Raw genomic sequence first — 13990 nt, 5'->3', positions numbered from 1 at the left:
TCCTGTGTTTAGATTAAAATTCTTCGCGTGTCCTCTTTTTTAACGTCGTCAAAGTTATCGAGATAGTCAAGGTAAGCGATCAAATATTTACGGCTCATTTCAAAATGTTCTTTAAAGGATTTAATATCGATCCCTTTTTCGTTGCGCATAATGTCTCGCATATGTTTAACCATCGTACTCAAAGCCGTAGCACTAACGAAAAGATTGTGTTCCAAACGGACCACTTTTTTTGCGCGCGTGAGGCTTTTAAGTGCATCGTCGCCCATTTTTCGGTCGATATCGAGTGCATCGTAGATATTGTACGGTGCGTCGGGCGTGAATGCCGATTTTTCCAAAATTGCGTAAAGTTTTTCTTCGATCAAGGCTTCGATATTATCGATATCGATTTGCGCGTTTTTATAGACGCCGCCGACGAAATCCAGCACGCCCTCGTCGCAGAGTTCTTGTAAGACGTTCTCCACGAGTGCCGTGCTCGCCCATTTGAGTTTAAGCGAAATCGAGCTTGCCGAAAGAAGCGCATAGGCGTTTTTAGCGTAGATCGTTTTGATAATCCCCTCAAGTTCCGATCGAATCGAAGCGGGGTAAAGCACTAAGCCTTTTTGATCGACGAAAATGCCTTCCATCGCGTCGGCAATCTCGATAGCTTCGTCATGGTTGAGTCCGAAGCGTTGGTTGGAAGAGATGAGCCCGAAACCGTGTTTGTGCATCTCGACCAAAAGGGAAAAAGCACTTCGGTAATCTTTGACATGTAAGGCGTGAAGCAGTTCTAGTTTCACTTTTTTCTTCATCGGGTCGTTGATAGGATTGAGCACGCGTCCGCCGCCGACCGTTCGCCCGCCGATCGCCAAGATAAAAGGTTCGCCGTAGACCAAAAAAAGCGTTTTGTTAAAGTGCAATTTCGCGTAGCCTTGCGTAAAACTCTCTTCGTTTTCGTAGCTCAAAAGCCGCGCTTCGACTTGCTTGGTTCCGACGAAAAGGTTGAGTTTGGCGTTGTGTTTGAGCGTATGTCCGCCGATGCTCTCGACCCACACGTCGGCAACGTCGAATCCTCGGATAAACCCTTTTTTACAAAAGAGCAAGCCTTTTTCAAACGAGGCTTTTTGCGCGCTTTGAATGTTGATCGCGGTTCGTTGCGAACTAAACGCTTCGGCAACGTCTTGCTCGTGAACTTGAAGGTTCCTGACGGTAAATTCTTTATCGATTTCGGGAGCGTAGAGCTTTTCGCCGACTTTGATCGTTCCGTCTAGAACCGTTCCGGTCACGACGGTTCCGGCTCCCGCGATCGAAAACGAGCGATCGACGTAGTAGCGAAACAGACCGTTACTTTTTTTAGGCTCGCAAGGCAGAGCAAAGAGGGTGTTTTTAAGCGTCTCGATCGAAGAAGGCTCATAAATGCTTACCGGAACGATAGCCTTTAGTTGAAGGTGTTTGAGCGTTTCAAAATAGCTTTCGATCTCTTTGCGTCGAAGCGCAAGCGTTTCGCCGGAAGCTAGGTCTTTTTTGCTCAAAGCGACGACGATGTGTTTAAGCCCTAAGAGATTGAGAATCTCCAAATGCTCTTTAGTTTGGGGCATCATACCTTCATTGGCGTCGATGACGACCAGTCCCGCATCAAATCCGAAAGCTCCGGCGATCATATTTTTTAACAGTTTTTCATGCCCCGGTACGTCGATAAACGCAACGTTGGTTGTGTCGTTGTGCATGGAAGAAAAACTCAGGTTGATGGTAATTCCGCGGCGTTTTTCTTCTTCTAAACTATCGCCCTCAAATCCCGTCAGTGCGGTAATAAGAGCCGTTTTACCGTGGTCGACGTGACCGGCGGTTCCGACGATGATATACTCCATTTAACGTCCTAAAAGTGTGGTAATAATCGTGATAAGGCGTGCTTCGTTACTCGGCAATATCGTACGAAAATCGAGTAAAAACGCGTCGTTTTCGATGCGGCCGATCACGTGCTTTTCGCGAAAAGCACGCTCTAAATGCGTTGCTTTTCCTTTGATACGTAAGGCGACGGTAGGAAAACGTCGGTTGGGAAGCGTACCTCCGCCCATATAGGTTTCGCTTTCCACGACCTCGCAAAGCGTTTTACCGACTTTGTTTCGCACAAAAGCGGCACGTTTTTTAAGCTCTTCGACGCTACGGAAAAGAAGCCAAAGCGTCGGGATCTCTTCGTAGGCTTCTTGCAAATAGGCTTTGATGCTCTCTTCGAGCAAACTCAAGGTGATTTTATCGACGCGAAGCATGCGTAAGAGTTGGTTTTTTTTCAATGCGGCGATCAAATCCGTGCGTCCGGCGATAATGCCCGCTTGCACGCTTCCAAAGAGCTTGTCGCCGCTAAAGCTGATTAAAGAGGGCTGACATGTCAGAATTTGCGAGAGCGAATGTTCGCGGTTGCCTAGGTGATAAGGCAGTTTGGGAACATACCCGCTTCCAAGATCGTAGTAGTCCAAAAGACCGCGGTTGGCGGCAAGATGTCGCAGGCTTTCGTAATCGACGCTTTCGCTAAATCCTTCCATCGAAAAGTTAGACTGATGCACTTTCATCAACATCGCCGTACGGTCGTTGATGGCATCGGCATAGTCAAGGATTTTCGTTTTATTGGTCGCACCCACTTCACATAAAATCGCACCGCTTTGCTTCATGACTTCGGGAATGCGAAAACTTCCTCCGATTTCGACCAATTCGCCGCGGGAAACCACGACTTCTTTATTTTGAGCAAAGGTGTTGAGTACCAAGAAAACGGCGGCGGCGTTGTTATTGACGATGAGAACGTCCTCAACGTTCAAAAGGCGTTTGAGATGATTTCCGACATGCTCGTAACGTTCTCCGCGGCACCCAAGTTCCAAGTCGTATTCTAAATTGGAGTAGTTGCAAATAACTTCGCTCGCGCGATTTAAGAGCGTTTTAGAGATAAGGCTTCTGCCCATATTGGTGTGTAAAATGACGCCGGTTGCATTGATGAGCGGTTTTAACGAAGGCTCTAACGCTTCATCGTAAGCCGCTTTGATGGAGCGGATTAACGTCTCTTCGTCAAAACCGTGAATGCTTTGGTCGATCAGTTTTGTACGTAAATCGTTGATCTTCTGACGAATAATCTGCACCAAAAGATGTTCGTTGAGCCCTTGAAGCTCGGGGTGCGTTAGACATTTGTCGACTTTAGGAAGGGTACGAAGCGGATTCATGCTTCCTCCGGTAAGGGAAGTTTGGTTTCGTCGAAAAGGTATTTTTTATTTTGTATTTTAGTCAAAATACCCTGATCGCCGAGCTGTTTAAAGAGTTTGATGACGGTCGGTTTGCTGACGCCTACTTGCTCCATAATTTCGCTGTAGGAGTAATTGAGCATATTGTCGTTGTCGAGATTTTTGATAATAAAACGGATAATTTCGACTTGCTTGCTGTCGGTGACCGCGGAGATAGTTTTGATGATATTGTACGAACGCTCGATCTCTTTGGCCTGAATTTTCGGCAGTAAAACGTCGTGCAAAGCGTTAAGCAGTTCTTTGATGTTGACAGGCTTGATTAAATAGTTATCGACGTGAAGTTTGATAGCATCAAGGAGGTATTCGGTGTCGCTAAACGCAGTGGTGACAATGGAGGGCATTTCGATCTCCAAATCGTGCTTGAGCGTCCGCAAAAAGTCGAGTCCGTTACTGTAGCGAAGGTGAATATCGGCGATAATAACGTCGATTTTTTCGGTTTTGATGATTTCCAACGCTTCGTCGATCGTTTGCACCGGATAGATTTTTTTCACGAAATCTTCCAAGACCGAAGTCGTATGTTTGAGAAGATCCGCTTCGTCTTCGATATACAAAACGTTAAAAGTGCCTAAAAGCTCGAAATTACGCTTATTCATCCTCTGCCTCGCCTAAATCAATCTGTTTTTTGGGTATTTCGATCGTAAACATGGTGCAATCGAAAAAATCTTTCGTCCCGAGTTTGTGGCGAAGGTTTTTACATGTAATCTTTCCGTGCATATGTTTTTCGACCATTTGTTTTGACATGTAAAGCCCGATTCCCGTGCCTACGCTTTTGTGTTTTGTCGTAAAATAGGGGTCGAACACTTTGGGTATTATATCACTTTTTATTCCGCCGCCGTTGTCGATGACGTTGACGAAAATACTCTCTTCATTTTGCTTGGAAATAATGTGAATGATCTTTTCATGCAGTTCCGTTTTACCCGCTAAAATGTCTTTAGAATTTCCGATAAGGTTTAACAACACGTGAATCAGCTCGTTTTTAAAGCCAAATGCTTCGATGTCGTTGCGAATGAAAAACCGTAGCGTGATCTCTTCTTTTTCCAGTTGGTATTTGGAAAGATCGATCGCTTTTTGGATCACGTCTTGAATGTGAAACGTTTTTTTGCTTTTGTTGGGGTTGAAGAACGTACGAAAATCTTCCAGCGTTTCGGACATGTTCAATGAGAGCAGTTCGGCGTCTTTGACGCGTGAGCTTACAAACGCTTCATCGAGTTTTCCCGCGTAGAATTTACTCTCAAAACTTTGAATAATCATCATCAAAGAGCCTAAAGGTTGTCGCCATTGGTGCGCGATATTTTGAAGCATCTCTCCTAAAGAGGCAAGGCGGGCTTGCTGAAACATAATGTTATCTTTTTTACGGCTGTTCTCGACTTCGCGCTTGATGCGTTGCTCTAGCGAGTTGTTCAAGTCTCTAAGCTCATGCGTCTTTTCGGCGATGTTCTCTTCCAAATAGTTGTGAATGTTCTTAAAATGGTTGATGATGATTAAGAGCACCATCGTGATAAAAAAGAAGATCATACCGATGAGTAAGATGAGCATATAGGTACTGGTTTGAAACAGGCTGTCGTTAATCTGTTTTTCGGAGATCGATTGTTTGAGGTGGCTTGTAATCAAACTGGAAAGATAGATGTTTAAAGAGTTGGTCGAGAGCATAATCGAGTCGATCATCGCCGCGGCTTCTTGGGGTTTTTGCGCTTTGAGTCGATCAATCAAAAGCGTGATTTGCGCGTCCAATTCGTCCATTTTGAGGGAAATTTTTTCGACGATACCTTGCTGAAAAACGTTTTTCTCGGGTTTGTTCGGCGTCACCAAGAAGAGGCTGAGCCAACGACTCGCAAAGTAGGGAACGCCTCCGATATGCATATTGGCGGCTTTTTGATAGCTTTGCCACTGTTTTCGAATAATTTGTTGCGAAAGGTAAATGACCTCGATCGCATCTTGGCTACTGATTTGTTTGTCTTTGATGTCGCTCAGGGTTTCGGAGATATTAACGCGGTAGATGTCTTTGATCTCTTCCAAATCGACCTGCGGAAGTGTGTGCTTTTGAAACAATGTTTCGTAGTCGTACTTGAGCGCAAAAATAGAAACGAACATCAAAAAGCCGATGGTCATCGTGCCGCTGAGAATAATCGTAATGAGTATTTTCGTTTTATTGCTAAACTTGATCGTTTCGAGTTTTTGGTTGATAAACTGAACCAGCGTCATCTTAATACTCGTATTTTTGGATGATTTCAAATTTACCTTGACGGTAGTTGGACAAATAGACGTTGTTGAGCAATTGCGAATGCTTATAGCGCAACGGAATGTTATCCAAACTGTTTTTAGGCAATGTTTTTAAAGCGTGTAAAAATTTGGATCGGCTTAAAGGTCCTTGCACCGCCTTTAACGCTTTGACGAGCGCTTTGGCGGACAAATAGGCTTCAAAAGAGACTAAAGAAGGTTTTTCTTCGGGATAGTAAAAGCTAAGATGGTCCAAATACTCGGCCGCTTCTTTGGAGTAAAAATCGTCGTACGAAGGGACGGTTTGCGAGAAAAGAATGTTCTCTCCGTTACCGTGAAGCTCATACATCAAAGCATCGGCATTCACAAACGAAATCGGGCAAAAAATGATTTTTTCAGGGCAGCACTCTTTCACTTTCTCGATAAAACGCGCCGTCGGTTTGTATGCGCCCACCAAAATGATAGCTTCGGGTTTTGCCGCTTCGATTTCGTGAATTGCATGGCGAATGGAAAGCGTGTTGCGTTTGTACGTTCCCTCGGCAGAGAGCGTCAAGTTGCGTTTAGAGAGTGCATGCGAAAGGGCGATATAACCTTCTTCGCCATAGTCGTCATTTTGGTAAAAAATCGCAAACCGCTTGACGTTTAAAACGCTGGTTAAGTGTTCGACCAATGCATCGACTTCTTCTTCGTAAGAACTACGAAAATTCACGATATTGTCCGCTTCTTCGGTGCGTAAGAAAGAAGCCCCCGTGTAAGGAGCGATAAAAGGCGTCCCGCTCTCTTCGACCAACGGTAAAACACGTTTCACCGTCGGCGTACCGACAAAGCCGAAGAGGGCGAAGACATTGTCTTTATTAAGCAAAGTGAGCGTGTTGCTCCACGTATTTTCGGGTTCGTATTTATCGTCGTAGCTGATGAGCTCGATAGTCTTTCCTTGGATGCCGCCTTTAGCGTTGGTGTAGCTAAAATAGGTATTGGCGCCCACGACGATGTCTTTGCCCAAATGGCTATTGATACCGCTGAGCGGTAACGATGTACCTAAGACGATCGATTCTTTAGGCATGGCAGTGTGGTAGATCGTAAAGATTCCCGTAAGCGCGACAAAACTGACTAAAATAACGGTAGCGATTAGGAAAACTTTATTAACCAAATTGTAGCCTCTGTGCATTGGGATTAATGATTATAGCCATATGAAGTTTAATCTCTCCCTAAGTTCGTAAAACACCCCAGATGCGTTATATAAATTAATATATAAATATAAGTAAACGTGATAATTTTTGTCTTGTTAAGATCGCTTTAAAGGTTTTGTGCTTACAATACGGTCAATAAACATTTACCAATTGGACGTTGAAATGCATCAAGAATTTGCTTATTTTAGTAGAACACCGCTTGAGTTTCCTTTGGGCGATGAAATCGACGTCGTGAACGCTCCAAGCGAAGCGGAGTACATCGTCTCTAACGATCCGTGCGTCAACGCGGTGATCTATGCCCCCGAAATTAACTTCTATCTGGCACGCTCCAAAGACGTTTTGGCTCAAAAAATTCGAAATGTTTCCAAATTATATGCCATTCGAGCTGTCGGATTTGACTACGCACAAGACCAAGATTATGCCCAAGAAGTCGGTACAAAGTTACTTATCGTAACGGAAGATCTTGAAAAAGAAGCATTGAAAGAGACGTTATCGGCTGAAGGTTATAGCGTTGTTACGCTTTTACCCTCGATGATTTTAGACGTGAACGGACATATCGGCGACTTAGCCGTGGTTTTGAAAAAAGACGATGCCATTTTAGAATTAAACTGCGATCAAATACTTTGGTGGAACGCTCCGAATTTTGCGATGAAACAAAGCGGCGTTTACGATCCTTCGTTGCTCGGCGAAGAGACGGCGTTAAAAAAAATGCGCGCCAACACCGGTACGTATCGCTACAAAAACTTTATCAATTACGATAGTTCGATTTGCCAATACCATGAGCGTCGCGAAGAGGTGTGCGGTAAATGTGCCGAAGTGTGTCCGACGGTAGCCATCTTAAAAGAAGACGAAACGAAGCATTTAGTTTTTTCGCATATCGATTGCCACGGTTGCGGCGGCTGTATTAGCGTTTGTCCAAGCGGTGCTTTGGACTATACGCAGATGCCAAGACGCGCATTTTCTTATATGAGCGAATACTACGAAGGAACGATTCCTTTAATTATTCCTCAAAAAATGGATTTGGAGTCTATTACGATTCCTTTGGAAGAAAACGTTTTACCGATGATGATCGAAGGCGAAAAATACCTTCACGAAGCACATATGCTCAATTTGCTTCAAACATGCGGCAATCCGATAGTGTTTTACACCGATTTTATCTCCAAAGGTACGGGCGACGTTATTCGCATTATCAATGAAATTTTTGAACGCAAATACGCTAAAAAAGCAATTTTCGTTTGCCAAAACGCACAAGAATTAAGTCACGCTTTCGAGACGATGCAAGCTTTGCCGGAGTGCCGATACGGCATTAACGAAGAGGGTTTACGCAAACGCGAAATCTTTTCGGCGCGTTTGGCACATTTGGTCGGCGATGAGGATTTGGGTACGGTTCGAACCGGTGAACATGTCCATTACGGCGATATTCGCATTGATGCGGAAAAATGTACGTTGTGTTTAAGCTGTGTGGGTGCTTGTAACGTTAGAGCTTTGACGGCGCATCCGGAAGATAATTCGTTACGTTTCAACGCATCGATTTGTACGAATTGCGGTTATTGCGAAGCGACCTGTCCGGAAAAAGAGTGCTTGAGCGTGATTAAAGATGAACTTCGACTTAGCCCGACATGGTTTTCCCAACGCATCATGGCGCAAGACGAACTTTTTAAATGCGCCGAGTGCGGCAAAGAGTTTGCGACGGCAAAAGCGATCCGTAAAATAGCCGCCATTATGACGCCTCTATTTTTAGGCGATCCGGTGAAACTAAAGACACTTTATTGCTGTCCCGATTGTAAAGCAAAAGTTATTTTTAGAGCTTCCGTCGAAGCAAACGTTAACGAAACGGTAGGATAAATACGATGCAAATAAATGATCAATCGATCCATCAAGCAAGAGCGTTGTATTACACCTTTTTTGTCAAAATATTAAGTTTCAATGCTCAGGCAGACAAATATGCAAAAATAGCAGATTTGTTGAAAATTTTTATCGCTAATCCTCTCGATGAAGACTCTGATGCGGCGTTTCGTTCAATCGATTCGTCTTTACGAGCCAAAGGGGGTTGCGAAGCGCTCAAACAAGAATACGACGAGGTTTTCGTCTCTCCGGAAAGCTCATTTATTCCGATGAGCGCATCGTATTACGACGAAGGGCGCGACGACGGCCCAAAAAGGGTCAAAGCGGCAGGTTTGGTTTTTCGTTCCAAATTTCGCAAAAATGATTCGGTATGCAACGATTCGGAAGATCAAGTGCTTTTTTTATTTCAATTCATGAGCCGCTTGATCGAAGCGGGTGTTGCGGGCGATGAAGAGAGCTTAGCGTTGGCAAAAGAGGTTTTTGCCGAAATCCTCAACGATTTTATCGACGAGTTTACCGCCTTGTTATTGCAACACGAAAAAAGCTTTTTCTATCAAAATACGGCGATTGTTTTAAAAACTTTTATTGCTTTTGAACGCTTGTTCTTACATGTCGAAGCTTCGCATAAAATCGCGAGCGAAGAGAGGGCTAGTGCGGTCATTCAAAAAGACAGAAAACCTTTAACGCAAAGGGTAAGACGTAACTTGGATGAGATCGTCTTGTGATTTTTACGCCCTATGAATATGCCAAAATCGCATATTCATAGGAGTTTCCAAAGCACGCGCGTGCTTGTTTTGGAAACTCTTTTGAAGAGTTGATATAAAAACGTATTCCTAAACAGGAGGTCTGAGAAGATGCACGAGAACAGAAGGGACTTTCTAAAAAAAGCCCTCGGGACGACGGCAGTGGTAGCAACTGCCGGTGCAAGCGGCGTTTTGGCAAGCTCGAAAGAGGCTGCCAAAGGCGCAAACGGTGTCGTTTATGGGAAATCTCCGAAAAAAGAGATTTTGTATAAAGAGACGGATGCATGGAAGCTCTACTATAAGAGATCCTATTAATTACAGGAGATTAGATGAGTAAAACAGAAAACCCCATACTCTCCTCTAGCAAAATCGGAAGACGATCATTCTTAAAAATGGCGGCTCTGGGAAGTGCTAGTTTTGGAGCGGGGAATCTTCTCGCTAAAGAAGATGCTATCAGAGAGGCGAGTGCGGAAGAGGTTAAGAACCCATTCCCTGGTTCAAAAACGGTTAAAACGATCTGCTCGATCTGTTCGGCAGGTTGCGGCATCAAAGCCGAAGTGCAAAACGGTGTCTGGGTCAGACAAGAACCCGCCCACGATCATCCGATCAGCGAAGGAAGCCACTGTTGTAAAGGTACGGATCAAATCGATTTGACCAAGTCTAAACAACGTATCAAATTCCCGATGAAAAAAGAGAACGGTAAATGGCATCGTTTGACATGGGAACAAGCGTTAAACGAAATTTCTTCTAAAATGTTAAAAATTAGAGAAGAGAACGGTCCGGACACATTGATGATGTTGGGTTCGGCCAAATTTAATAACCAACAATCCTACTACTTTAGAAAATTTGCCGCGTTTTGGGGCACAAACAATATCGATCACGTAGCTAGAATCTGACATAGCGCTTCTGTTGCCGGTGCGGCAAATACATGGGGTTACGGTGCTATGACAAATCACTTCGGTGATATTGTTGCCAATTCTAAGTTAGTGATGATGGTTGGAGCCAACTCTGCCGTTGCAAATCCAATCGGATTTAAACATTTCCTCCAAGCCAAAGATAGAGGCGCGAAGTTGATCGTCGTCGATCCTATCTTTACAAGAAGTGCCGCTAAGGCCGATATTTACGTGCGCATTCGACCGGGTACGGATATTGCGTTTGCGTATGGACTTTTACATGTTATCTTTAAAAACGGTTGGGAAGATCAAGATTTTATCGATCATAGAACCTATGCGATGGATCAAATTAGGGCTGAAGCCGCGAAATGGACACCTGAAGAGGCTTCTAACGTTTCAGGTGCTTCCGTTGCACAAATTCTTGAAGTAGCAGAACTTTACGCTAAAACGAAACCGGCTGCTATCGCATGGTCTTTGGGTATTACCCAACACTCCGTGGGCAGTTCCAATACCAGAATTCTCCCTATTTTAGCGCTTGTAACGGGTAATGCGGGAAAATCCGGCGGCGGTTGTCAAATTATCCGCGGTCACGATAACGTTCAAGGTGCAACCGATATGGCGAACCTTGCGGACAGTTTACCGGGGTACTACGGTTTGGATAAAGCCGCATGGCAGTACTATTGTAAAACATGGGGTGTCAGTTTAGAATACATGCAAAATCGTTTCCATCCCGATCTTGACGAAAAAGGTGAGCGAAAATGGATGCACGCCAAAGGTTTCTCGCTTGCGAAGTGGTGGCAAGGTGTTTTACAAGAAGAAAAAACGACCTCTTCCGCTCCGATTCGCGTGCTTTGGGTACAGGGAACGGGAATTACCTCGATGTCTCAGCAGGTGAAAATCAAAGAAGCCATCGATAAGCTTGACATGTTAATCGTAGCCGAACCGTTTGTGAACGAAGCGGCAATTATTACCGATCGAAAAGACGGTATCTATATCTTGCCGGTTGCGACGCAATTTGAGTGCGAAGGAACGCTTTCTGCTACCAATCGTTCCGCGCAATGGCGCTCTCAAGTCGTGAAACCGCTTTACGAAAGCAAAGCCGATCATGAAGTGATGTTCGAGTTTGCAAAAAAATTCGGATTTTACGAGGAGTACGTCAAAGGCATGAAAATGCGTGCCGAAAACGGTAACGTCGTTCAGTATAAAAACGATTTTGTATGGCCGGACGATGCGGTACGTGAAATCGCGCGTACGGTTAAGAGTATCGGACTCTCAGGCTGGACGCCAGAGCGTCTGCGCAAACATCAGGAAAATTGGCATCTCTTCGATCCGTTGACGCTCAAAGGTCGCGGCGAGATGGAAGGCGAGTATTACGGACTTCCGTGGCCGTGCTGGGACGAAAAACACCCGGGTTCGCCGATCCTTTACGATGTTTCCAAACCGGTCAACGAAGGCGGATTGGGCTTTCGAAATCGTTTCGGAATGGAGCACAACGGCATAAGCCAGATTGCCGATGAGACCGTGACGCTTCCGGGGCAAAAAATCCAAGGCGGTTACCCGCAGCTTACCAAAGCCAATATCGAAAAAGTGCTCGGTATTACGCTCTCTGAAGAAGAAAAAGCACAAATGGGACCGAGCTGGGCGATGGACTTTAGCGGTATTATTCAAAAATACGCTCGAGAGTATGGCGTTTGCGTCTACGGAAATGCCAGAGCGCGTACGATTGTTTGGGAATTCCCCGATCCCGTACCGGTTCATAGAGAGCCTATTCACTCTCCAAGATGGGATTTGGTACAAAAATATCCGGCACTTCCGGATCAAGCGAATAACTTTAGGGTTGCAACACGTTACATCTCTGAGCAAACCAAACAAGACTGGTCCAAAGAGTTCCCGACGATTCTAACGTCTATGCGTTTGGTTAACCTCTCAGGGGCTGGTATGTTGGAGCGAACGAGCAAATACCTCTCAAGCATTACGCCGGAGATGTTTGCGAACATTCACCCCGACTTGGCGTCTAAGTACGGTATCGAAGATAAGGGAATGATGTGGATTCACGCGCCTCAGGGTACAAAGATTAAGGTACGGGTTCACTACAACCGTAGCGTAACGCCGGATCGTATTTGTATGCCGTACAACTTTGCGGGTATTATGCAAGGGGTCGATTTGAGCGCAAATTATCCCGAAGGCACACGTCCGTATACGATCGGAGAGAGTTCCAATACGATCACTAACTACGGCTTCGACCCAATCACCCAAATATCAGAGTTCAACGCGGGTCTATGCCGTGTGGAAAAAGCGTAAGGAGACACCATGGAAAATACCAATAGCCGATTAAAATTCTATTGCGATACGGATCGCTGTATCGAATGTTTTGCATGTGTGGTTTCATGCCAAAATGCCCACGAATTACCCGTGGGCATTGCCCGCCGTAAAGTCGTGACGCTGGGTGACGGCGTCGAAGGTAAAGAGACGTCGATCTCGATTGCGTGTATGCATTGTGCCGACGCACCGTGCTCGCAAGTTTGTCCGGTGGATTGTTTTTACATCCGAGCCGACGGTATCGTGCTTCACGATAAAGAAAAATGTATCGGATGCGGATACTGCTTGTACGCATGTCCGTTCGGGGCTCCGCAGTTCCCGCGTGATGGCGTTTTCGGTGCCAAAGGTGCGATGGACAAATGTACGATGTGTGCAGGAGGTCCTTTAGAGACCAACTCCGAACATGAGCGAGAACGTTACGGTCAAAACCGTATCTCGGAAGGTAAAGTACCCGTATGTGCGGCAATGTGTTCGACCAATGCGCTTCTCATCGGAACTTCCGAGAAAGTGTCCGAGCTTTACCGTACCCGTGTGCTCGCTCGCGGTCAAAGCAAAGAGGCGAACAACTCGTATATTTGGAATATGGCGTATAACAAACAAGGTAGAAAGGGGCTAACGCAATGAAGAAACGATGGATAGTACTTTTAAGCACACTGCTAAGTATGTCGTCTCTTTATGCCATTAGCGTGAGTCAATTCGATAGTCCGTTGTACGGAACGGCGATGATCAATGCCATCCCGAATTACCCTGCGTTTGGAGAAGTGTTTACGCTTCTTCAACGCGAATGGTTCTGGAAAGGCTTTTTAATCGCATTGTTTCTCGTTCCCGTTGCGGGAGGCATTCACTATTTACTGATCGGACCCAAAGTGTTTTCGCATCACGGAAAGAAGATTTTTGCGTTTAGCGTGTTGATGCGAATCATGCACAATCTTGCGGCCCTTTCGTTTTTAGTCATCGTGCCTACGGGCTTTGTTATGGCATTCGGAGATTTTTTCGGCGGCGGTATGTTTGTAAGGATTTGTAAGAACTTACACGGTTTGGCAACACCTGTGTTTGCGATCACGGTTCTTCCGATGATTATTGCTTGGATTAGGGATATGTTCCCCAATAGCGACGACGTCAAATGGATGATGATCGTGGGCGGATACCTCTCCAAAGAGAAGAAACCCGTCCCCGCAGGCAAGTTTAACGCCGGACAAAAAGCATGGTTTTGGATCGCGATGCCAGGCGGTATCGTCATGATCTTTACCGGTGCGCTGATGTTCTTTTTAAACAAGGACCTTTCACCTGTCGCTACGATGTTCGGTATGAGTCAAATCGACCTGCTTCGTCTTAGTGCGATCGTTCACAATATCTTAGGTATGGTCGTCGCTACGTTCTTTATGGTTCACGTCTATATGGCGGCGATTGCCATCAAAGGAGCGATTCATTCGATGATTAGCGGGTACAAAGAAGAAGAGGAAGTCGCCATCCTTCACAGCTCTTGGTACAAGAAGCTCAAAGAAGAAGGCAAGGTTTAATTA

General features: G+C 45.3%; 11 protein-coding genes. 6 read left to right on the top strand and 5 right to left on the bottom strand.

Translation table 11 applies throughout. The annotated features are described in order from the left end of the window. Nucleotides 1-8 precede the first annotated feature (8 nt). Genes selB through OA34_RS07080 form a run of 5 tightly spaced genes read right to left on the bottom strand, consistent with a single transcriptional unit; the run spans nt 9 to nt 6627 of the window. Nucleotides 9-1844 carry a selenocysteine-specific translation elongation factor gene (selB, locus tag OA34_RS07100; RefSeq protein ID WP_039673808.1) on the bottom strand — a complete coding sequence of 612 codons (1836 nt, stop codon included), beginning with the start codon at nt 1842-1844 and terminating at the stop codon, nt 9-11. Then, nucleotides 1845-3182, bottom strand: coding sequence for an L-seryl-tRNA(Sec) selenium transferase (gene selA, locus OA34_RS07095; protein ID WP_039673806.1), 1338 nt, complete (start codon nt 3180-3182; stop codon nt 1845-1847). Beyond that, the gene (locus tag OA34_RS07090; RefSeq protein WP_039673804.1) at nt 3179-3853 is read right to left on the bottom strand and encodes a response regulator; all 675 of its coding nucleotides are present in this window, start codon (nt 3851-3853) and stop codon (nt 3179-3181) included. Before OA34_RS07090 ends, selA begins: the two co-directional genes overlap by 4 nt. Further along, nucleotides 3846-5492, bottom strand: coding sequence for a sensor histidine kinase (locus OA34_RS07085; RefSeq protein ID WP_286682906.1), 1647 nt, complete (start codon nt 5490-5492; stop codon nt 3846-3848). The genes OA34_RS07090 and OA34_RS07085 overlap by 8 nt, the downstream gene beginning before the upstream one ends. Beyond that, nucleotides 5464-6627, bottom strand: coding sequence for an ABC transporter substrate-binding protein (locus tag OA34_RS07080; protein WP_039673800.1), 1164 nt, complete (start codon nt 6625-6627; stop codon nt 5464-5466). Before OA34_RS07080 ends, OA34_RS07085 begins: the two co-directional genes overlap by 29 nt. 202 nt (nt 6628-6829) lie before the next feature. Here OA34_RS07080 and OA34_RS07075 point away from each other — a divergent pair, with 202 nt between their 5' ends. The 6 genes from OA34_RS07075 to OA34_RS07045 all read left to right on the top strand — a co-directional run bounded on the left by OA34_RS07075 (nt 6830) and on the right by OA34_RS07045 (nt 13987). Continuing rightward, nucleotides 6830-8512, top strand: coding sequence for a 4Fe-4S dicluster domain-containing protein (locus tag OA34_RS07075; protein ID WP_039673798.1), 1683 nt, complete (start codon nt 6830-6832; stop codon nt 8510-8512). Between the two features lie 5 nt (nt 8513-8517). Further along, the gene (locus tag OA34_RS07070) at nt 8518-9237 is read left to right on the top strand and encodes a TorD/DmsD family molecular chaperone (RefSeq protein WP_039673796.1); all 720 of its coding nucleotides are present in this window, start codon (nt 8518-8520) and stop codon (nt 9235-9237) included. Nucleotides 9238-9366: 129 nt separating this feature from the next. Then, nucleotides 9367-9570 (top strand): twin-arginine translocation signal domain-containing protein, encoded by a 204-nt coding sequence (locus tag OA34_RS07065; protein ID WP_039673793.1) that lies wholly within the window; start codon nt 9367-9369, stop codon nt 9568-9570. A gap of 14 nt (nt 9571-9584) precedes the next feature. Beyond that, nucleotides 9585-12449: a formate dehydrogenase subunit alpha gene (locus tag OA34_RS07055; protein WP_286682905.1), complete on the top strand. Its 2865-nt coding sequence runs from the start codon at nt 9585-9587 to the stop codon at nt 12447-12449. Between the two features lie 9 nt (nt 12450-12458). Continuing rightward, nucleotides 12459-13091 carry a formate dehydrogenase FDH3 subunit beta gene (gene fdh3B / locus OA34_RS07050; protein ID WP_039673788.1) on the top strand — a complete coding sequence of 211 codons (633 nt, stop codon included), beginning with the start codon at nt 12459-12461 and terminating at the stop codon, nt 13089-13091. Then, on the top strand, nt 13088-13987 hold the full coding sequence (locus OA34_RS07045; protein ID WP_039673787.1) for a formate dehydrogenase subunit gamma: 900 nt from the start codon (nt 13088-13090) through the stop codon (nt 13985-13987). The genes fdh3B and OA34_RS07045 overlap by 4 nt, the downstream gene beginning before the upstream one ends. Nucleotides 13988-13990 lie beyond the last annotated feature (3 nt).

It is taken from the genome of Sulfurospirillum sp. MES (assembly GCF_000789415.1).
Classification (GTDB): domain Bacteria; phylum Campylobacterota; class Campylobacteria; order Campylobacterales; family Sulfurospirillaceae; genus Sulfurospirillum; species Sulfurospirillum cavolei.
This window is presented reverse-complemented; position numbering and strand designations above follow the sequence as displayed.

What these genes read in the sequence shown, in the direction of transcription:
- selB (WP_039673808.1), bottom strand. Translation starts at nt 1,844, where the DNA reads ATGGAGTATATCATCGTCGGAACCGCCGGTCACGTCGACCACGGTAAA.
- selA (WP_039673806.1), bottom strand. Translation starts at nt 3,182, where the DNA reads ATGAATCCGCTTCGTACCCTTCCTAAAGTCGACAAATGTCTAACGCAC.
- OA34_RS07090 (WP_039673804.1), bottom strand. Translation starts at nt 3,853, where the DNA reads ATGAATAAGCGTAATTTCGAGCTTTTAGGCACTTTTAACGTTTTGTAT.
- OA34_RS07075 (WP_039673798.1), top strand. Translation starts at nt 6,830, where the DNA reads ATGCATCAAGAATTTGCTTATTTTAGTAGAACACCGCTTGAGTTTCCT.
- OA34_RS07070 (WP_039673796.1), top strand. Translation starts at nt 8,518, where the DNA reads ATGCAAATAAATGATCAATCGATCCATCAAGCAAGAGCGTTGTATTAC.
- OA34_RS07065 (WP_039673793.1), top strand. Translation starts at nt 9,367, where the DNA reads ATGCACGAGAACAGAAGGGACTTTCTAAAAAAAGCCCTCGGGACGACG.
- fdh3B (WP_039673788.1), top strand. Translation starts at nt 12,459, where the DNA reads ATGGAAAATACCAATAGCCGATTAAAATTCTATTGCGATACGGATCGC.
- OA34_RS07045 (WP_039673787.1), top strand. Translation starts at nt 13,088, where the DNA reads ATGAAGAAACGATGGATAGTACTTTTAAGCACACTGCTAAGTATGTCG.